Annotated in this window: 17 protein-coding genes; 9 read left to right on the top strand and 8 right to left on the bottom strand. The window is 72.6% G+C overall.

Going from position 1 to position 20,123, the window contains the following annotated elements; translation table 11 throughout:
- Window positions 1-8: 8 nt before the first annotated feature.
- Both ACFVVL_RS22785 and trxA read right to left on the bottom strand, forming a co-directional pair.
- Window positions 9-671, bottom strand: coding sequence for a DUF6230 family protein (locus ACFVVL_RS22785; RefSeq protein WP_380286692.1), 663 nt, complete (start codon window positions 669-671; stop codon window positions 9-11).
- A gap of 600 nt (window positions 672-1,271) precedes the next feature.
- Complete coding sequence (gene trxA / locus ACFVVL_RS22780) at window positions 1,272-2,270, bottom strand: thioredoxin (protein ID WP_387677984.1); 999 nt, start codon at window positions 2,268-2,270, stop codon at window positions 1,272-1,274.
- A gap of 364 nt (window positions 2,271-2,634) precedes the next feature.
- Here trxA and ACFVVL_RS22775 point away from each other — a divergent pair, with 364 nt between their 5' ends.
- Entirely contained in the window at window positions 2,635-3,285 is a 651-nt protein-coding gene (locus tag ACFVVL_RS22775) for a TetR/AcrR family transcriptional regulator (RefSeq protein WP_387677981.1), read from the top strand.
- A 97-nt stretch (window positions 3,286-3,382) separates the two neighbouring features.
- Here the strand turns inward: ACFVVL_RS22775 and ACFVVL_RS22770 are convergent, their stop codons facing one another.
- From ACFVVL_RS22770 to ACFVVL_RS22760, 3 genes are all read right to left on the bottom strand, one after another.
- The gene (locus tag ACFVVL_RS22770) at window positions 3,383-5,068 is read right to left on the bottom strand and encodes a methylmalonyl-CoA mutase (RefSeq protein WP_387677979.1); all 1,686 of its coding nucleotides are present in this window, start codon (window positions 5,066-5,068) and stop codon (window positions 3,383-3,385) included.
- A gap of 179 nt (window positions 5,069-5,247) precedes the next feature.
- The gene (locus ACFVVL_RS22765) at window positions 5,248-5,589 is read right to left on the bottom strand and encodes a DUF3817 domain-containing protein (RefSeq protein WP_380286696.1); all 342 of its coding nucleotides are present in this window, start codon (window positions 5,587-5,589) and stop codon (window positions 5,248-5,250) included.
- Between the two features lie 77 nt (window positions 5,590-5,666).
- Complete coding sequence (locus ACFVVL_RS22760; RefSeq protein ID WP_380286697.1) at window positions 5,667-6,206, bottom strand: MarR family winged helix-turn-helix transcriptional regulator; 540 nt, start codon at window positions 6,204-6,206, stop codon at window positions 5,667-5,669.
- A gap of 491 nt (window positions 6,207-6,697) precedes the next feature.
- Here ACFVVL_RS22760 and ACFVVL_RS22755 point away from each other — a divergent pair, with 491 nt between their 5' ends.
- Complete coding sequence (locus ACFVVL_RS22755) at window positions 6,698-8,335, top strand: M4 family metallopeptidase (RefSeq protein ID WP_380286698.1); 1,638 nt, start codon at window positions 6,698-6,700, stop codon at window positions 8,333-8,335.
- 403 nt (window positions 8,336-8,738) lie between these two features.
- Window positions 8,739-10,349 carry a M4 family metallopeptidase gene (locus ACFVVL_RS22750; RefSeq protein WP_387677975.1) on the top strand — a complete coding sequence of 537 codons (1,611 nt, stop codon included), beginning with the start codon at window positions 8,739-8,741 and terminating at the stop codon, window positions 10,347-10,349.
- A 93-nt stretch (window positions 10,350-10,442) separates the two neighbouring features.
- Here ACFVVL_RS22750 and ACFVVL_RS22745 read toward each other — a convergent pair whose 3' ends face one another.
- A complete protein-coding gene (locus ACFVVL_RS22745) occupies window positions 10,443-10,760 on the bottom strand; it encodes a DUF3817 domain-containing protein (protein ID WP_380286769.1) in 318 nt (105 codons plus the stop codon).
- Window positions 10,761-10,956: 196 nt separating this feature from the next.
- On the opposite strand from ACFVVL_RS22745, the gene ACFVVL_RS22740 reads away from it, so the two are divergent.
- From ACFVVL_RS22740 to ACFVVL_RS22725, 4 genes are all read left to right on the top strand, one after another.
- Window positions 10,957-11,595 carry an AIM24 family protein gene (locus tag ACFVVL_RS22740; protein WP_380286700.1) on the top strand — a complete coding sequence of 213 codons (639 nt, stop codon included), beginning with the start codon at window positions 10,957-10,959 and terminating at the stop codon, window positions 11,593-11,595.
- A complete protein-coding gene (locus ACFVVL_RS22735; protein ID WP_380286701.1) occupies window positions 11,595-12,245 on the top strand; it encodes an AIM24 family protein in 651 nt (216 codons plus the stop codon). The genes ACFVVL_RS22740 and ACFVVL_RS22735 overlap by 1 nt, the downstream gene beginning before the upstream one ends.
- A 293-nt stretch (window positions 12,246-12,538) precedes the next feature.
- Entirely contained in the window at window positions 12,539-13,348 is an 810-nt protein-coding gene (locus ACFVVL_RS22730) for an AIM24 family protein (RefSeq protein ID WP_380286771.1), read from the top strand.
- A gap of 118 nt (window positions 13,349-13,466) precedes the next feature.
- Entirely contained in the window at window positions 13,467-13,991 is a 525-nt protein-coding gene (locus ACFVVL_RS22725; protein ID WP_387677972.1) for a MarR family winged helix-turn-helix transcriptional regulator, read from the top strand.
- Between the two features lie 69 nt (window positions 13,992-14,060).
- Here the strand turns inward: ACFVVL_RS22725 and meaB are convergent, their stop codons facing one another.
- Together meaB and ACFVVL_RS22715 are read right to left on the bottom strand one after the other, a co-directional pair.
- On the bottom strand, window positions 14,061-15,017 hold the full coding sequence (meaB, locus tag ACFVVL_RS22720; protein ID WP_380286703.1) for a methylmalonyl Co-A mutase-associated GTPase MeaB: 957 nt from the start codon (window positions 15,015-15,017) through the stop codon (window positions 14,061-14,063).
- An 82-nt stretch (window positions 15,018-15,099) separates the two neighbouring features.
- Entirely contained in the window at window positions 15,100-16,293 is a 1,194-nt protein-coding gene (locus tag ACFVVL_RS22715) for an acetyl-CoA C-acetyltransferase (RefSeq protein WP_380286704.1), read from the bottom strand.
- Between the two features lie 256 nt (window positions 16,294-16,549).
- On the opposite strand from ACFVVL_RS22715, the gene mce reads away from it, so the two are divergent.
- Both mce and ACFVVL_RS22705 read left to right on the top strand, forming a co-directional pair.
- Entirely contained in the window at window positions 16,550-16,984 is a 435-nt protein-coding gene (mce, locus tag ACFVVL_RS22710) for a methylmalonyl-CoA epimerase (protein ID WP_380286705.1), read from the top strand.
- A 554-nt stretch (window positions 16,985-17,538) separates the two neighbouring features.
- Window positions 17,539-20,123: hypothetical protein (locus ACFVVL_RS22705; protein ID WP_387677967.1), on the top strand; the 2,585-nt coding region annotated here is incomplete at its 3' end.

Below are 20,123 nucleotides of genomic sequence, written 5' to 3'. Positions count from 1 at the left end.
GAGCCGGCTCAGAAGCACTCGTGGCTGTCGTCGGTGTAGAGGTTGAGCTTCAGGCCGCGGAGCTTGAAGGTGCCCGCCGAGGTGGCCCACGCGGTCTGCTTCACACCGGTCAGGTCGGCGGTGTCGGCGGCCTGCGCGAAACCGGTCTTGCCGCTGGGCAGGCCGGAGCCGAGCGCGGACGTCCAGTGCTTGGTCGCCTCGCCCTTGAGGGTGGAGGCGTCCTGGCCGATGTTGATGTTGCCGAACTCGGCGTCGGCCTCCAGGGAGTCGAGGTCGATCAGCAGGTTGGCGGCGTCGACCTGACGCTCCTTCTGGTCGCTGTCGCCGGCCTCCAGGCGCAGGGTGACCTTCGGGAGCTTGAAGGGCAGCGGGATCACGTTGGGGTCGGTGACCAGCGACTGGCACAGGCCCTTGATCCGGGCGGTGTCGAAGGCCGAGACCGCGACCGGGTGGGTCGTCTTGTCGGTCTGCACGTCGATCGAGCCGAACTGCGCGAAGTTGGTGCCGTGCAGCTCCTTGGCGGAGACCTTGAACTGCTGGCCCGAGATGCTGAACGAGGCGGCCAGCGCGCTGTTCGCCAGGCCGACGCCGACGGCGGCGGTGGCCGCGAGGCTCGGCACCATCACCAGGGCGAAGCGCTTCCAGCGGGTCTTGCCGTAGGTCTTGGACATGCGTGTCCTCCTTCTGGGACGTACATCTCCGGCCCCCCGGTGGCGGGATCCGCACCGACGGGGGCCTGGGATGGGAGAGAGCTACGTCCTCGGTAGCGGAGAGCGCCGTGACGACACGGACGGTCCCCCCGAGCGACAACCAGCGACCGCGCGGGCAGCGCGGCCGTGCGAAGGACAGGAACCGCCGTGGGAGCGGACACCCCCCTGCCCTCTCGCCGGCGGCAGGACCGCCGGCCGCCCGGTGGGGATCCCCTCCTCCGGGTCCGCCGACCGGCTGCCGGCGGGGGTCGAAGTGTGGGGACCGGGCGTGCCGATGCTGCTCGAATCCCGGACGAAGCACAAGAGGTCGCATTACTGACGGGTAATCCCACACGGGCGCGAATGATCATGAAATCGGCGCCACGGGCACGCAGAGTGACGAAATGGAGGATTCGTGGGGGCGAAATCCCTCGGAAACATCAGTGAAACACCCGTGGACGGTCACATGTCGTGACCGTCCACGGGTGTTGTCAAGATTTGGTAAACCTCAGAGCCGATGACCGGATTGTCGCCAAATCACCAGCGGCACCGCAGGTCATCAGCCGTGTCACCGGCGGGACTTCAGAACAGCACCCGGGCCAGCGCCTGGCGCGCCGCGGTGACCCTCGGGTCCTCCGGGCCGATCACCTCGAACAGCTCCAGCAGCCGCAGCCGGGCGGCGTCCCGGTCCTCGCCGAAGGTCTTGCCGACCGTCGCCACCAGCCGGCCGAAGGCGTCCTCGACGTGGCCGCCGACCAGGTCCAGGTCGGCCGCCCGCAGCTGGGCCCCGACGTCCTTCGGGTCGGCCGCGGCGGCCGCCCGGACGGCCTGGAGGTCCAGGCCCTCGACCCGCTGGAGCAGCTGGGCCTGGGCGAGGCCGACCTTGGCCTCGGTGTTGCCCGGCTGGTCGGCCAGCACGTTCTGGTAGGCACGGATCGCCCCGCCCAGGTCCCCCTGGTCGAGCGCGTCGTGGGCCGCGGCCAGCGCCGGGTCCTCCGGCCGGCGCGGGGCGGCGGCCTCCGCGCCGCCCTCGACGGGCGCGCCGCCGGTGCCGACGATGCCGAAGCGCTGCTCGGCGACGAGGATCAGCTGGTCCAGCACCTTGCGGACGTTGGCCTCGTTCTCGGCGCCCTGGAACAGCGGGACCAGCTGGCCGGCCACCACGGCCATCACGGCCGGGATGCCCTGGATGCCGAACTGCTGGGCGATCAGCTGGTTGGCGTCGACGTCGATCTTGGCGAGCACGATCCGGCCGGCGTACTCCTCGGCCAGGCGCTCCAGGATCGGGCTGAGCTGCTTGCAGGGCCCGCACCACTCGGCCCAGAAGTCGACGACCACCGGCACCTCGGCGGACCGCTGGACCACCTCGGCCTCGAAGGTGTCCTCGGTGACGTCGATGACGAGCGGGTATCCGGCCGCTCCGGCCGGGGCGTCCCCGGCCTCGCCGGCGGCCGCCTGGCGGGCCCGCTCGGCCCTGGCCTGCTCGGCCTTCTGGGCAGCCTCGCCGGCTGCCTTCACCGCGGCGAGGTCGACCGCACCACGCAGGGCGGCACTGTTGAGACGAGAATTCCGTGGCTGCATGGCACCATCCTCCCCCGCCCGCGCCGCTGGTGGGCACCAACCTCCCGGAAAACGCCCCGCGCGGGCTGCGCGGTACCGATTCCCGGAGTGGCGGAGCCGCTCCCCGATAGCCTGAACCGTTCGGCGCGGATCCCCATCCGCGCCCGCGCCGCTCCCGTCCCACGGGGACGCGGCGCCTGGTCGTCGCTTTCGCTACGAGTCGTAGCGTAACTGGACCCCGGGCACCCACCGCAACCCCTGCCCGCCCCCGCCGGACGTGAGGTGGGCCACTTTCCCGCACGGCCCGGCTGACCTGGACACGCAACAGTCGCTACCGTTACCAGCCCCACCCAAGTTACTTACCGGTAAATCGCAAGGAGGCCCGGTGCCGGCCCCCCAGCCACCCGTCCCGGAGAGCCCGGAAGCCGCCCCCCGGACCAAGGGCCGCCCGCGCAGCGCCGCCGCCGACCGCGCCATCCTGGACGCCACCCGCGCGGCCCTCGCCGAACTCGGCTGGGGCGGGCTCACCATGGGCGACGTGGCGACCCGCGCCGGCGTCGCCAAGACCACCCTGTACCGCCGCTGGCCGTCCAAGAACGAACTGGTGGTGGACGCGGTCGCCAGCCTCTTCGACGAGCTGGTGATGCCCGACCTGGGCAGCCTCCAGGCCGACATCGAGGCGGTGGTGGCCCAGTTCGCCGAGCTGCTGGCCCGCCCGGAGAGCCAGGCGGCGCTGCTCGCCCTGTTCGCCGAGGGCACCCGCGACCGGCAGCTGCGCCGGCGGATCCGGGAGGCGATCGTCGATCCGCAGAAGCGGCTCGTCCGGCAGGGCCGCGCGGCCGCCCAGGCACGCGGCGAGCTGGCCCCGGACGGCGACGAGGCGGCCGCCCGCGAAGAGGTCGACATCATCTTCGACACCATCGCCGGGACGGTCGAGCACCGGGTGCTGGTCAGCGGCGAGCCGATCACCCCCGAGTGGACCCGGCGCTTCACAAGCCTGCTGCTCGGCACCTTCCCGGTCCCGCCGACCGGCTGAGGGCGGCCGGTACGACCGGGGGCGGCCCGGAAACGCACCGAGGCCGCCCGGCGCCCCTCGGAGGGGTGCCGGGCGGCCTCCGCACGCGGGGACGGGCTCAGAACCGGGCGGCCTCCCGGTAGATCCCCCACTCCTCGCGCAGCGCGTTGCAGATCTCGCCCAGGGTGGCCTCGGCCCGCACCGCGTCCAGCATCGGCGGGATCATCGACGCGCCGGACCGCGCGGCGGCCAGCATCGCGTCCAGCCCGGCCCGGACCGCGGCCTCGTCCCGGGCCGCCTTGCGCGCACCCAGCCCCCGGACCTGCTCACGCTCCACCTCGTGGCTGACCCGCAGGATCTCCAGCTCGGGGGTGACGCTGCGCGGGTGGCAGTTGACGCCGACGACCCGCTTCTCGCCCTTCTCCACCGCCTGCTGGTACTGGAAGGCGGCCTCGGCGATCTCGCCGGTGAACCAGCCGTCCTCGATCCCGCGCAGGATGCCGGAGGTGATCGGGCCGATCGGGTGGTCCTCGCGGCCCTTGTCCAGGATCCGCCGGAAGATCTCCTCGGCCTGCTGCTCGATCCGGTCGGTCAGCGCCTCGACGTACCAGGAACCGCCCAGCGGGTCGGCCACGTTGGTGACGCCGGTCTCCTCCATCAGCACCTGCTGGGTGCGCAGGGCGATCTCGGCGGCCTGCTCGGAGGGCAGCGCCAGGGTCTCGTCCAGGGCGTTGGTGTGCAGCGAGTTGGTGCCGCCGAGCACCGCCGAGAGCGCCTCGACCGCGGTGCGGACCACGTTGTTGTACGGCTGCTGGGCGGTGAGCGAGACCCCGGCGGTCTGGGTGTGGAACCGCAGCCACTGGGCCTTGTCGCTCTTCGCGCCGAACCGGTCGCGCATCCAGCGGGCCCAGATCCGGCGGGCGGCGCGGAACTTGGCGATCTCCTCGAAGAAGTCGAGGTGCGCGTCGAAGAAGAAGGACAGGCCCGGCGCGAAGACGTCCACGTCCAGACCGCGGGACAGGCCCAGTTCGACGTAGGCGAAGCCGTCGGCCAGGGTGTACGCCAGCTCCTGCGCGGCCGTCGCCCCGGCCTCGCGGATGTGGTAGCCGGAGACCGAGAGCGGCTTGTACGCCGGGATCCCCTCGGCGCAGTACTCCATCAGGTCGCCGATCAGGCGCAGGTGCGGCTCGGGCGCGAAGAGCCACTCCTTCTGGGCGATGTACTCCTTGAAGATGTCGGTCTGCAGGGTGCCGTTGAGCACCGCCGGGTCGACGCCCTGCCGCTCGGCGGCCACCAGGTACATGCAGAAGATCGGCACCGCCGGGCCGCTGATCGTCATCGAGGTGGTGACCTCGCCGAGCGGGATGCCGCGGAACAGCACCTCCATGTCGGCGGCGGAGTCGATGGCCACGCCGCAGTGGCCCACCTCGCCGAGCGAGCGCGGGTCGTCGGAGTCGTAGCCCATCAGGGTGGGCATGTCGAAGGCGACCGAGAGGCCGCCGCCGCCCGCCTCCAGGATCATCCGGTACCGCTCGTTGGTCTGCTCGGCGTTGCCGAAGCCGGCGAACTGGCGGATGGTCCAGGTCCGGCCGCGGTAGCCGGTCGGGTGCAGGCCGCGGGTGTAGGGGTACTCGCCGGGCCAGCCGATCCGCTCGAAGCCCTCGTGGGCCTGCCCGGGGGCCGGGCCGTAGACCGGCTCGACCTCGTCCCCGGAGAGGGTGGTGAAGTCCGCGTCCCGCTTGCGGGCGCTGTCGTACCGCTGCTGCCAGCGCTGCCGTCCGCGCTCGATCTCCTCGGCGTCCATGACCCCGAACTCCGCTCCGTACGGCCGCCACGCCAGCGGGCGGCACAGCTGTTAGGACGTCCTACTAATTTACTCGGACGTCCTAGTACTTGTCGACGGACACCGCGCCCGGAGTGCCGGGACGAACGGAAAGGGCGCCCTCCCCCGTGCGGGGAAGGGCGCCCCGAGGGCTCCGCGGCTCAGACGCCGGCCGGCTGGCGGGCGGCGTCGCCGGAGGGCAGCTTGGCGGCGGCCTCGGCGACCACCTTGCGCTCGGCGACGAAGGAGGCGAACGGGATGCAGCCGGCGGCCAGGAAGAAGACCATCCGGCCCAGCGGCCACTTCAGCTTCTGGCCGAGCATGAAGGTCACCACGAAGTACCCGATGTAGAGGTAGCCGTGCAGCATCGCGACGTAGGTGGTCAGGTCCTCGGCCGCGTCGAAGCCGTACTTCGCGACCATGAAGCCGCAGAACACCAGCAGCGCCACACCGGTCGCAATGGCCAGGGCGCGGTACCAGCCCAGCAGGGGGGTCGCCTTCATCGTCTACATCGCCTCGCTCGGCAGCATCGGGGGGGTACGTCCTGATCCGCGCACCGCTCACACGAGGGTAGCCGCCCTCACGCCTCCGGCAGCGCAGGCCCCTCGCCCGGCGGCTCGGCGAAGTCGCCCGCCGCCACCCGCAGCGGGCGCAGCAGGTCGAAGACCTCGCGGCACTGGTCGGCGTCGTACTCCTCCAGGCCGAACTCCATCGTCATGAGCTCCCGGGTGGCGCCCTCGACGACCTCGCGGCCCCGGTCGGTGATCGCGGCGAGCACGCCGCGGCCGTCCAGCGGGTTGGGGCGGCGGGCCACCAGGCCGGCCCGCTCCAGGCGGTCGACGGTGTTGGTGACGCTGGTCGGGTGGACCATGAGGCGCTCGCCGATCTTGGAGAGCGACAGTTCGCCGGTCCGGCTGAAGGTGAGCAGGACGAGCGCCTCGTAGCGGGCGAAGGTCAGCCCGTACGGCTTGAGGACCGCGTCCACGCGGGAGAGCAGGATCTGGTGCGCCCGCATGATCGAGGTGATCGCCGCCATCGCGGGGACGGTCCCCCAGCGGCGGGTCCACAGCTCGTCGGCACGGGCGATCGGGTCGAAGTCGAGTGCGAGGGGCTTGGCCACCTCCTTACCGTACCGGCGGGCGGGGCGGGGGCTACCAGGCGTCCTGATGGTGGACAAGCGCGACACGTGGCGGGAACCCGCCAAGCGGTCCGTCAGGTCCGGACCAGCACGTTGCGGGGGTGTGAACGGGCGCCGACCTCCCCTGCGGGGGCCGCGATCGACCCCCCTCGACGCCGCCCGCCCCGCTGCCGGGCGGCGGTTCGGGTGGTAACCCGCCGAAGGACGGGGTGATTCACCCCTTTTGTCACTCCGTTCACCTTCCGTCGCACTGGCGGAACCTGGCCAATCCATGAACGAGACCTGTCATTTCACGTGATGGATTGTCATGCTTTCCGCCAGCCCCGTCCGGTGGCCACCGCCCCACTCGCCGGTGACCGCCGTGGACCGCACGGAGCAGCACGTCAGCGCCCGTTCCGCCCCTCAGGTGCCAACCCCGGCACCCCGGAGCGCGGCGCGACCGCGCACACGCGGTTTCCCGGAAGGACCTGTACGTGAAGCGAAAGCTCGCAGCCGTCGCCGTACTCTCCGCCACCGCCCTCCTCACCGGCGTCATCCAGGTGAGCACCGCCGCCCAGGCCACTCCCACCCCCTCCGTCCAGGCGCAGGCCGCGGAGCACCGCGCCGGCCTGATCGCGCTGGCGAACGGCCAGGCCGGCCCGCTGACCGGTGCCCTCGGCCTGGGCGGCCAGGAGAAGCTGGTCGCCAAGGACGCCGTGGTGGACGCCGACGGCACGCGCCACCTCCGCTTCGAGCGCACCTACGCCGGTCTGCCGGTGCTCGGCGGCGACCTGGTCGTGCACCAGGGTGCCGACGGCGCCGTCAAGGCGGTCGACAAGGCCGTCGCCGCGCGGATATCGGTGCCGAGCCTGACCCCGGCGATCCCCGCCGACCGGGCCGCCGACCAGGCCTCCGGCGCGGTGGCGTCCACCGCGGGCATCGCCGCCGACAAGGACGAGTCCCCGATCACCCGGGTCCACCGGGCCGGCGCCGCCCAGCTGGTCGTCTGGGCCGCCGACGGCAACCCGCGGCTGGCCTACCGCACCACCGTGGAGGGCGTGCGCGCCGACGGCACCCCCAGCAGCCTGCTGCTGGTCACCGACGCCGCCACCGGCCAGGTGCTGTCCAGCCACGAGCAGGTGCAGACCGCCTCCGGCACCGGCACCGGCGTCTTCGTCGGCACCGTCCCGCTGACCACCACCCAGGGCAGCTCGTCCTACTCGCTCAAGGACGCCTCGCGCGGCGGCCAGTCCACCAGCGACCTCAAGGGCAAGACCTCCGGCTCCGGCACCCTGTTCACCGACACCGACAACGCGTGGGGCGACGGCACCGCCGCCAACCGCCAGTCGGCCGCGGTGGACGCCCAGTTCGGCGCGGCGGCCACCTGGGACTACTACAAGAACACCTTCGGCCGCAACGGCATCAAGAACAACGGCGTCGGCGCCACCAGCCGGGTCCACTACGGCAGGAACTACGTCAACGCCTTCTGGAACGACTCCTGCTTCTGCATGACCTACGGCGACGGCGCCAACAACACCAACCCGCTGACCGCGCTGGACGTCGCGGGCCACGAGATGACCCACGGCGTCACCTCGGCCACCGCCGGCCTGAACTACTCGGGTGAGTCCGGCGGCCTCAACGAGGCCACCTCGGACATCTTCGGCACCATGGTCGAGTGGTCCGCCAACCTCCCCGCCGACCCGCCGGACTACCTCATCGGCGAGGAGATCGACATCAACGGCGACGGCACCCCGCTGCGCTACATGGACAAGCCCTCCAAGGACGGCGGCTCGGCCGACTCCTGGTCCTCCTCGGTGGGCGGCCTCGACGTCCACTACTCCTCGGGCGTGGGCAACCACTTCTTCTACCTGCTGGCCGAGGGCAGCGGCGCCAGGACCATCAACGGCGTCAGCTACAACAGCCCGACCTCCAACGGCTCGACCGTCACCGGCATCGGCCGCGACAAGGCCGCCGCCATCTGGTACCGGGCGCTGACCGTCTACTTCACCTCGACCACCAACTACAAGGCGGCCCGCACCGGCACCCTGAGCGCGGCGGCCGACCTCTACGGCGCGGGCAGCGCCGAGTACAACGCGGTGGCGGCCGCGTGGAGCGGCGTCAACGTCAACTGACGGCCGCGCGGCAGGCGTCCGGGGTCCCCGACGGGAGGCGGGCCCCGGACGCCTCGTCATTCGCCCGCGTAGCAACGCGGGCCCGGGTCGACAAGTCCAACGGCTGGCGGGATCCCGCCAGCGGCCCCATCCGGACATACCGGTCACCTGTCCCACCCCCCATCACCCGTAAGGGACTTGGCGAGACCTGGCCAATCCCCGGCGGCACCCTGTCCTTTCACGACCTGCATTGTCATGCTTCTGTCCAAAGCCCCGTCCGGACGCCCGTCGCCCCCACCCATCGACGACGCGTCAGGCCGCACGGGAGCAGCACGTCAGCGCCCTACCGCCCCCTGGCGCCAACCCCGGCGCCCCGGTACGAGGCGTGACCGCGCACCCGCGGTTTCGTGGAAGGAACCCGCTCGTGAAGCGAAAGCTGACAGCCGGCGCCGTACTCTCCGCCTCCGCCCTGCTGGCCGGCGCCATCCAGGTCGCCGCCGCCCCGGCCCAGGCCGCGCCCGTCCCGCAGCAGGCGTCGCTCATCGCGCTGGCCGGGCAGCAGGCCGCGCCGGTCGCCAGGGCGCTCGCCCTCGGCGGCCAGGAGCAGCTGGTCGTGAAGGACGTGGTGGTCGACGCCAACGGCACCCGCCACCTGCGCTACGACCGCACCTACGCCGGCCTGCCGGTCCTCGGCGGCGACCTCGTCGTCCACCAGAAGGCCAACGGCACGATCACCGCGGTGGACCGGGCCTTCGACGGCCGGCTCGCGCTGCCGAGCCTCACCCCGGCGCTCTCCTCCGCCGCCGCCTCCGACCAGGCCGTCGCCTCGGTCCGGGCCACCGTCGGCATCGCCCCGACCGACAAGGACGCCTCCCCGGTCACCAGGGTCGACGGCGCGAGCACCCCCTCCCTGGTGGTCTGGGCGGGCGACGGCAGCCCGCGGCTGGCCTACCAGACCGTGGTCCACGGCGAGCGGGCCGACGGCACCCCGAGCAGCCAGCGGCTGCTCACCGACGCCGCCACCGGCCAGGTGCTCTCCACCCACGAGGAGGTGCAGACCGTCAACGGCACCGGCAAGGGCGTGCACGTCGGCACCGTCACCCTCAACACCACCCAGAGCGGCTCCACCTACCAGCTCAAGGACCCGTCCCGCGGCAACCAGTGGACCGGCAACGCCAAGAGCAGCAACGCGCTGTACACCGACGCGGACAACAACTGGGGCAACGGCACCGCCTCCGACACCCAGTCCGCCGCGGTCGACGCGCAGTTCGGCACAGGCGTCACCTGGGACTTCTACAAGAACACCTACAACCGCACCGGCATCAAGAACAACGGCGTCGGCGCCAGCAACCGGGTGCACTACGGCAACGCCTACGTCAACGCCTTCTGGCAGGACTCCTGCTTCTGCATGACCTACGGCGACGGCAGCGGCAACGTCAACCCGCTGACCGCCCTCGACGTGGCCGGCCACGAGATGAGCCACGGCGTCACCTCGGCGACCGCCAACCTGACCTACTCCGGTGAGTCCGGCGGCCTCAACGAGGCCACCTCGGACATCTTCGGCACCATGGTCGAGTGGTACGCCAACCTGCCGGTCGACGTGCCGGACTACCTCATCGGCGAGAAGATCAACATCTTCGGCAACGGCCAGCCGCTGCGCTACCTGGACAAGCCCTCCAAGGACGGCTCGTCCAAGGACACCTGGTACTCCGGCATCGGCAGCATCGACGTCCACTACTCCTCGGGCGTGGCCAACCACTGGTTCTACCTGGCCAGCGAGGGCAGCGGGACCAAGACCATCAACGGCGTCACCTACAACAGCCCGACCTCCAACGGCTCGACCGTCACCGGCATCGGCCGCGACAAGGCCGCCGCCATCTGGTACCGGGCGCTGACCGTGTACTTCACCTCCAGCACCAACTACAAGGGCGCCCGCACCGGCACGCTGTCCGCCGCGGCGGACCTCTTCGGCGGCGTCAACACCCCCGAGTACAAGACGGTGGCCGCGGCCTGGAGCGCGGTGGGCGTCAACTGACCGTCGACTGACCACCACCGGAAAGACGGCAGGCTGCCGGGGCCCATTGGGAGAGGAGGCCCCGGCAGCCTGCCGGCACGTTCGGGGGAGGGGTCAGGCCGCGGCCGGCGCCAGGGCCTCGCCGCGCTCCTCCTTGGCGAGCATCCGCTCGGCCACGAAGCCCCCGCCGGGCAGCACCGAGAGGACGAACAGCAGGGCGCCGCGCTTGACGTCCCACTTCTGCGTCTGCCACGCCATGATCCAGAAGACCACGTACAGGATGAACAGGATCCCGTGGATCATGCCCATCACCGGCACGGCATTGAAGTCGGTGGTGCGCTTGAGCACCGAGCAGAGCAGCAGGAGCAGGAAGGAGACCCCTTCGGGGCCGGAGACCAGGCGCAGGCGGTGGACGGCGCTGCTGTTCACGATGGGTACCTCGATACGCGGGGGGCTCGGAGATCGCTTGTGAACGGACTCACAAGGATTCGCTCCATTATCACCGAGCACACGTCCGAACCCGCCGCCGGGGTGGCGGCCCGCACCGGCCGCCCGCTTTGTCGCAGACGCGTACCAGAACACCCTCGCCCTCTCCCCCACCGCGGCCGCCGACCGCTAGATTGCGGCCGTGGCACAGTTTCGACTCCAGGGGTCAAAGACGCTCGCCGTCGACATGACCGGCGACTCCGTGAAGGCCAAGAACGGCTCCATGGTCGCCTACACGGGCCAGATGAACTTCAAGAAGCTCAGCGGCGGCGGTGACGGCCTGCGCGGCATGGTCACCCGCCGGCTCACCGGCGAGCAGATGACCGTCATGGAGGTGAAGGGACAGGGCACCTGCTACTTCGCCGACCAGGCCACCGAGATCAACCTCGTGCGGCTGAACGGCGAGACGCTCTACGTCGAGTCCGACAATCTGCTCTGCACCGAGGGCACGCTGAGGACCGGCACCACCTTCACCGGCCTGAACGGCGTGTCCTCCGGCAACGGCCTGTTCACCACCAAGGTCGAGGGCCACGGGTGGGCCGCCGTCACCTCCCAGGGACCGGCGATCATCCTGCGGGTCTCGCAGGGCATGCCGCTGCGGGTCGACCCCGGCGCGTACGTCGCCCACACCGGCAACCTCAACCGCTCCATCAAGTCCGGCGCCGGCTGGAGCACCTTCATCGGCGAGGGCGGCGGCGAGGCCGTCCAGGTGGAGTTCACCGGCGAGGGCCTGGTCTACGTGCAGCCCTCCGAGAAGCTGACCGTCGGGGGGGACGTCTGATGGCCTTCACGAAGATCAACAACAAGATGATCGAGGCCCGGGTCGTGCCGGGCCAGCGGCTGTTCAGCCAGCGCGGCGCGATGCTCGCGTACACCGGCGAGGTGAAGTTCACGCCGAACATCACCGGCGGCCAGGGCGGCGTGATGTCGATGATCGGGCGCCGGGTGGCCAACGAGGACACCCCGCTGATGACCGTCGAGGGCCAGGGCAGCGTGATGTTCGGCCACGGCGGCCACCACGTGCACGTGATCGACCTGACCGGCGACACCCTGTACGTCGAGGCGGACCGGCTGCTGGCCTTCGAGGGCTCGCTGCAGCAGTCCACCATGTTCATGGGCTCGCAGGGCGGCGTGATGGGCATGGTCCGCGGCCAGGTGACCGGCCAGGGCCTGTTCACCACCAAGCTGGACGGCCACGGCTCGATCGCGGTGATGGCGCACGGCGGCGTCTTCGAGCTGCCGATCACCCCGCACCAGCCGGTGCACGTCGACCCGCAGGCCTATGTCGCGCACCGCGGCCAGGTCCAGAACAAGCTGTCCACCGCGCTCGGGTGGCGCGACATGATCGGCCGCGGTTCCGGCGAGGCGTTCCAGCTGGAGCTGTCCGGGAACGGCACGGTGTACGTGCAGGCGAGCGAGGAGAAGCTCTGATGTCCTACCCGCCGCAGCCCCCGTACGGGCAGCCCCAGGACCCGTACGGCCAGCCGACCCAGCCCGGCTACCCCGCCGCCCCGCCGCCCGGCTACCCGCCGCCGGGCCAGCCGTACCCCCCGCAGGGACAGCCGTACCCGCCCCAGGGTCAGCCCTATCCCCCGCAGGGGCAGCCGTACCCGCCGCAGGGCTACCCCCAGCAGGGCGGCTACCCGCCGCCCCCGCCGCAGGGCTACCCCGCCCAGCCGCCGCAGCAGTACGCCCAGGAGCAGTACGGCGGCGCGCAGGCCCCGCTGCCCAAGGCGCAGGACGGCTCCGGCCCGGTGGTGCACGACGCGCACAGCCTGCCGCCCAACGACAACGTCAACCCGTACGCCTTCTCGGTGGACCTCAACGGCTCGTACTTCCTGCAGAAGGGCAAGATGATCGCCTACTACGGCGACATCTCCTTCAAGGGCGTCGGCGCCGGCGTGGCCGACCGGCTGATGGGCAACTTCAACTCCCCGATGCACGCGGCGGACTGGGTGGTCGCCGAGGGGCGCGGCAAGCTGCTGCTGGCCGACCGGGCCTTCGACCTCAACTCCTACGACCTGGAGGAGGGGAACCTGACGGTCCGCTCGGGGAACCTGCTGGCCTTCGAGCCCAGCCTGAAGCTCAAGCAGTCGATCATCCCGGGCTTCCTGACCCTGATCGGCACCGGCAAGTTCGTCGCCGCCTCGAACGGGCCGGTGCACTTCGTCGAGCCGCCGATCCGGGTCGACCCGCAGGCGCTGGTCGGCTGGGCGGACTGCCCGGCGCCGTGCCACCACTACGACCACGACTACATGCACGGCCTTATCGGCGGGCTGCGCCGGTTCACCGGGCTGGGCGGGGCCTCCGGCGAGGAGCACCAGTTCGAGTTCATCGGCGCCGGCCAGGTGCTGCTGCAGTCGACCGAGGTGCTGATGGCGGAGCGGGCGGTCGGCCAGGTGCACGCCGAGGCCGGGGTGCCGATGGGCGGGGTGCCGACCCAGCACCCCTCGGGACACGGCACCCAGCTGCCGAACGTGAACGTGCCCGGTCTCGGTAACCTGGGCAACCTCGGACGGCGTTTCGGGCTCTGACCGCACGGCCGCGGCGCGACGGACGGACCCGTCGCGCCGTGGCCGGATCCCGGCGGTCGCCGGATGTGGCTCCGGTAAAGTCGTACAACATTGAACTAAATGCGGTATCCTGGGGCCCATGGAGACGCACACGATCGACCCTGCCGACACCTCAGCCGCACCGCCGGAGGCGCCCGAGGAGGAGACCCCCTGGCTGACCGCCAGGGAGCAGCGGTTGTGGCGCGCACACCTGGAGGTCGCCAAGCTGCTGGACTACCAGCTCAGCCGCGAACTCCAGCCGCACAACCTGGCGATCAACGACTACGAGATCCTCGTGGTGCTCTCCGAGGCCCCCGAGCGACGGATGCGGATGACCGACCTGGCCACCGCCACCCTCCAGTCGAAGAGCCGGCTCTCGCACCAGATCACCCGCATGGAGAACGCCGGGCTGGTGCTGCGCCAGGACTGTCCCGGTGACCGCCGCGGCCTCTACGCCCACCTCACCGAGCAGGGCTGGGAGACCATGCAGCGGGTCGCGCCCTGCCATGTGCGCAGCGTCCGGGCGCACTTCATCGACCGCTTCACCCCCGAGCAGCTCGACGCGATGTACGAGGCGCTGGCGCCCGTCGCCGAGCACCTGCGGGGCCTGCGCGGCCGCGGCTGAGCGGACCGGCCGGAGGCCGGCACCCCTTCCTGCGGGGTGCCGGCCTCCGGCCGTCGTGCGCGGGCCGGGTCAGTGCGCGGTCAGGCCGGCCACCAGCCGGTCGGCCGCGCCGTACGGGTCCAGCTCACCGGCCACCACCCGCTCGGCCAGCGCCGCCAGCTGCCGGTCCCCGTGCAGGTCGCCGATCCGGGCGCGCAGCGCGGCCAGCGCGATCGCCTCGATCTCGTCGGCGGCCCGGCGGCGGCGGCGCACGGCCAGCTCGCCGTGCTCCTCCAGCCAGGCGCGGTGCTTCTCCAGCGCCTCGACCACCTCGTCCACGCCCTCGCCCCGGGCCGCGACGGTCTTCACGATCGGCGGGCGCCAGTCCCCCGCCTCCCGGGCCTCGCCCAGGCCGAGCATGTGGTTCAGCTCCCGGGCGGTGGCGTCGGCGCCGTCCCGGTCGGCCTTGTTGACCACGAACACGTCGCCGATCTCCAGGATCCCCGCCTTGGCGGCCTGGATGCCGTCCCCCATCCCGGGGGCGAGCAGCACCACGGTGGTGTCGGCCTGCGCGGCGATCTCCACCTCGGACTGGCCGACACCGACCGTCTCCACCAGGATGACGTCGCAGCCGGCCGCGTCCAGCACCCGCAGCGCCTGCGGGGCGGCCCAGGACAGTCCGCCGAGGTGGCCGCGGGTGGCCATCGAGCGGATGAACACCTCGGGGTCGGTGGCGTGGTCCTGCATCCGGACCCGGTCACCGAGCAGGGCGCCGCCGGAGAACGGCGAGGACGGGTCGACCGCCAGCACGCCGACCCGCTTGCCCAGCCGGCGGTAGGCCGAGACCAGCGCCGAGGTGGAGGTGGACTTGCCCACGCCCGGCGAGCCGGTCAGGCCGACGGTGCAGGCCCGACCGGTGTACGGCGCCAGCGCGGCCATCACCTCGCGCAGCTCGGGCGCGGCGTTCTCGACCAGGGAGATCAGGCGGGCGACGGCCCGCGGACGGCCCTGCCGGGCCTGCTCGACCAGGGTCGGCACATCGATCATGGGTGGCTGCTCCTTGCGCCGAGGGGCCGCGGACCGCTCGTGGCGGTCCGCAGCCCCGGAAGAACGGTCGTTGCGTCGGTCGTCAGGCCTTGGGCACCCGGACGATCAGCGCGTCGCCCTGGCCGCCGCCGCCGCACAGCGCGGCCGCGCCGACGCCGCCGCCGCGGCGCTGCAGCTCCAGCGCCAGGTGCAGCACGACCCGGGCGCCGGACATGCCGATCGGGTGGCCGAGCGCGATGGCGCCGCCGTTGACGTTGACGATCTCGGAGGAGACGCCGAGGTCCTTCGTCGACTGGTGGGCGACGGCGGCGAAGGCCTCGTTGATCTCGATCAGGTCGAGGTCCCCGACCGTGATGCCCTCCTTGGCGACCGCGTGCTTGATCGCGTTGGACGGCTGCGACTGCAGCGAGTTGTCCGGGCCGGCGACGTTGCCGTGCGCACCGATCTCGGCGATCCAGGTCAGGCCCAGCTCCTCGGCCTTGGCCCTGCTCATCACGACCACGGCGGCGGCGCCGTCCGAGATCTGCGAGGAGGTGCCGGCGGTGATGGTGCCGTCCTTGGTGAACGCCGGGCGCAGCCTGGCCAGGCCCTCGACGGTGGTGTCGGCGCGGATGCCCTCGTCCTGGCTGAACAGGACCGGCTCGCCCTTGCGCTGCGGGATCTCCACCGGGACGATCTCGGCGTCGAAGACGCCGTCGGCCTGCGCCTTGGCGGCCCGCTGGTGCGAGGCGGCGGCGATCTCGTCCTGGACCTCGCGCGGGATGCCGAGGCGGGCGTTGTGCTTCTCGGTGGACTCGCCCATCGGGATGTTCTCGTAGGCGTCGGTCAGGCCGTCGTGCGCCATCGCGTCGAGCAGCTCGATCGCGCCGTACTTGTAGCCCTCGCGGGACTTCGGCAGCAGGTGCGGGGCGTTGGTCATGGACTCCTGGCCGCCGGCCACCACGATGTCGAACTCGCCGGCCCGGATCAGCTGGTCGGCCAGCGCGATGGCGTCCAGGCCGGAGAGGCACACCTTGTTGATGGTGAGCGCCGGGACGCTCATCGGGATCCCGGCCTTGACGGCCGCCTGGCGGGCCGGGATCTGGCCGGCGCCGGCCTGCAGGACCTGGCCCATGATCACGTACTGGACCTGGTCGCCGGTGACGCCGGCCCGCTCCAGCGCCGCCTTGATCGCGAAGCCGCCGAGCTCGGCACCGGAGAAGCCCTTGAGGGAGCCGAGCAGCCGGCCCATCGGGGTGCGTGCCCCGGCGACGATCACTGAGGTGGTGTTGGTCATGGGACGAGCCCCTTCGCACGTCGTGGCCAGGTGGAGGATTCCGCTCAATGTACTGACCTGTTACCCGCCCGTCACCGGACCCAAGATGTGATCGAGCGCACTGGCACCATCCAGTCAACACCGTGCCGCTCCGATCCGGGTGAACCCTGCCGCGCCCCCCGTGTGACCGGACTCGCACCCTCACCCCTGGCGCCGCCGTCCGCCATGCGCTGCACTGTTGCCGTCCTGTCGCACCAGCCCCAGACCGGAGGCCCCCGTGCTCACCCGCATCGACCACATCGGCATCGCCTGCCACGACCTCGACAAGACGGTCGAGTTCTACCGCGCCACCTACGGCTTCGAGGTGTTCCACAGCGAGGTCAACGAGGAGCAGGGCGTCCGCGAGGCCATGCTCAAGATCAACGACACCGGCGACGGCGGTGCCTCCTACCTCCAGCTGCTGGAGCCGATCCGCGAGGACTCCCCGGTCGGCAAGTGGCTGGCGAAGAACGGCGAGGGCGTCCACCACATCGCCTTCGGCACCGCCGACGTCGACACCGACTCCGAGGAGATCCGGGCCAAGGGCGTGCGGGTCCTCTACGAGCAGCCGCGCACCGGCTCGATGGGCTCGCGGATCACCTTCCTGCACCCCAAGGACTGCGGCGGGGTGCTGACCGAGCTGGTCACCGCCGCGGAGTCCGACGCGCACTGAGGTTTCCGCCGCCGGCGCGGGGCGGCATCCGGCCGTCCGCCGCCCCGCCACCCTCATGACCCGTCAGTAACCTCGGCGGGCAACCCCGAAAACCCCCACGCGACCATTCCCCCGCAAGACGCTCCCACTACAATGCCCAGGTGCGCGAAGACTCCGGGGGACGGGGCCGACGGGCACGGCCGAAGACAGGCCCGTCCGCCCCGGCGGGAGGCCCGTCGCAGGGGAGTCCATTACGCGGGCACGGCTGAACAGTCGCTAGACGGATCTGTCACCATTCTCCACAAGGCAAGAGTTCGCCCAGGAGTCCACCCGGACGGGGGAATGCGGATCGACCGCGCTCCCACGCCCAGGACTCCGACGACCGCGGCGGGCGTCCCCGGCTAGGCCAGGGCGTCCGGACGGCCGCGGATGCAAGGACCAGTCGGACCGTGCCTCGACGAGGGGACCGCGGACCGGCCGGGTCGAGGACGCGACCAGGAGATGGATGGGACCGCGGAGTGCGGGGCTACGACCGCTACGAGGTTGACGATCACCTCTCCCAGTTCGAGGCCGAGATGGATCGGACTCGGAAGGAGCGGGACAAGTCAGTCGAGCATGCCGAGGACCTCGCCTACCAGGTGGAGGTGCTCCGGGCCAAGCTGCACGAGTCCCGTCGCATGCTCGCCCAGCCGCGCGCCTTCGACGCCGTGTCCGGCCAGGCCGAGCAGATGCTCCGCACCGCCGAGATGCAGGCCCAGCAGCTGCGTGCCGACGCCGAGCGCCAGCTGCGCGACTCCCAGGCCGCCACCCAGCGGATCATGGCGGAGGCCGCCGAGCGCACCGCCCGGCTGGAGGCCGAGCTGGCCGCCCGCCGCCGCCAGCTGGAGGAGGAGCTCGCCGAGCTGCGGCGCAGCGCCGAACAGCACGTCAACGAGAACGTCAGCTGGGCCGAGCAGACCCGGGCCGGCACCGAGCAGGAGGCCCAGCGCCTGCTGCAGGAGGCCCGCGCCGAGGCCGACCGGATGATGGCCGCCGCCCGCGCCGAGGCCGCCGCGCTGTCCGACCAGGCCCGCGCGCAGACCGCCGCCGACGTCGACGCCGCCCGCGGCGAGGCCCAGGCCGCCGCCGAGGCCGCCCTCCAGCGCGCCCAGAGCGACGCCGAGCGGCTGCTGCGGGCCGCCTCCGAGCAGGCCCAGCAGGCCGGCGCCCAGGCCGCCGCCGACGTGGACGCCGCCCGCGGCGAGGCCCAGCAGCAGCTCGCCGCCGCGCACGCCGCCGCCCAGCAGGAGCTGGGTCACGCCCGGGCCGAGATCGGTCGGCTCAAGGAGGCCGCCGCCGCCGAGCAGGCCCGTGCCCAGCAGGAGCTCGACCACGCCCAGGCGGAGATAGCACGGCTGCGCGAGGAGGCCGTCGCCGAGGCCGAGCGGGCCCGCCAGGAGGCCGCCGAGCTGCGGGCCCGGGCCGAGGCCGCCGCCGTGCAGCTCCAGGCCGACGCCGAGGCCGCCGCCGAGCGGAAGGTCGCCGACGGCGAGGCCGCCAACGAGCAGCGCTCGCAGACCGCCCGGGCCGAGGTGGCCCGGATGGTCGCCCACGCCACCAAGGAGGCCGAGGCGATCCGCGCCGAGGCCGCCACCAAGCAGGCCCAGGCGGAGGCCGCCAAGGCCGCCGCCACCGAGGAGAGCGAGCGGCTGCGGGCCACCGCCGAGTCGGTGGCCGGTCAGCTGCGCGCCGAGGCCGAGGCCGCGATCGCCGAGCTGCGCGCCCAGGCCGACCGGGACGTCGCCGAGCTGCGGGCGCAGGCCGAGGCCGCCGCCGAGCAGCTGCGCGGCGAGGCCGAGGAGGCCGGCCGGGCGGCCGGTGCCAAGGACGCCGCCGCCCAGCTGGCCAAGGCCGCCAAGGCCGCCGAGGAGATGCTGGAGCGGGCCGGCCGGGACGCCGAGGCCGCCCGCACCGGCGCGGGGGCCGAGGCCGAGCGGATCCGGGCCGAGGCCGCCGCCGAGGCCGAGCGGCTGCGCGAGCAGGCTCAGGCCGCCGTCGAGGCCGCCCAGAACGCCGCCCTGGACGACGCCGCCGCGATCCGCGAGCGGATCCAGGAGATGCAGGACGAGGCCGCCCGGCTGCGGGCCGAGGCGGAGGAGCTGCGTTCCCAGGCCGCCGCCGAGGCCGACCGGGTGCGCGGCGAGGCCCGCCGGCAGGCGGTGCTGCAGATCGAGGAGTCGGCGAAGAGCGCCGAGGAGCTGCTCACCAAGGCCAAGTCGGACGCGGACGAGCTGCGCGCGGGTGCCGCCGCCGAGATCGAGCGGCTGCGCGAGCAGGCCAAGGAGCAGGCCACCGAGACCCAGCGCCGGGCCGAGCAGACCCTGGAGCGGGCCCGCGCCGAGGCCGCCAAGACCACCGCCGCGGCCGAGCAGCAGGGCCGGGACGCGCTCACCGCCGCCAAGGCCGCGGCCGCCGAGAACCGGTCCGCCGCCGAGCGCGAGACCGCCGAACTGCGCCGCGGGGCCACCGAGTTCGACCAGCGGGTGCGCGCGGAGGCGAACGCCGCCGCGGAGGCGCTGCGGTCCGACGCCCAGGCCGAGGCGAACGCGGTGCGCGACGCCGCGGTGTCCGACGCCGAACGGGTGCGCACCGAGGCCGACACCGAGGCGGCCCGGGCCAGGGCCGAGGCCGAGGCGGCCGCCGGGAAGCTGCGCGAGGACAGCCGGCGCGAGCGCGAGGAGGCGGCCGCCGGGCTGCTCCGGGAGCGCGAGGAGACCGCCGAGCAGCTGGCCGCCGCGGCGGCCGCACGCGAGCAGGCCGAGACGGCCGCCGCGGAACTGACCGAGCGCACCGCCGCCGAGGCCGCCGCCGTCCGCGAAGCCGCCGACGCCCACGCCGAACGCGTCCGCACCGACGCCGAAACCGCCGCCGCCGAACTCACCGAACGCACCGCCACCGAGACCGCACGCCTCCAGGCCGAGGCCGAACGCGCCCTCGAAGCCGCCGAAACGACCGCCGAACAGCGCCGCACCGAAGCCGAGACGGCCGCCGCGGAGCTCACCGAGCGCACCGCCGCCGAAGCTGCCGCCGTCCGCGAAGCCGCCGACGCCCACGCCGAACGCGTCCGCACCGACGCCGAAACCGCCGCCGCCGAACTCACCGAACGCACCGCCACCGAGAC

Source organism: Kitasatospora sp. NPDC058115 (assembly GCF_042884635.1).
GTDB lineage: Bacteria > Actinomycetota > Actinomycetes > Streptomycetales > Streptomycetaceae > Kitasatospora.
The sequence above is the reverse complement of the archived record's forward strand: the minus strand, read 5'-3'. Positions and strand labels throughout refer to the sequence as shown.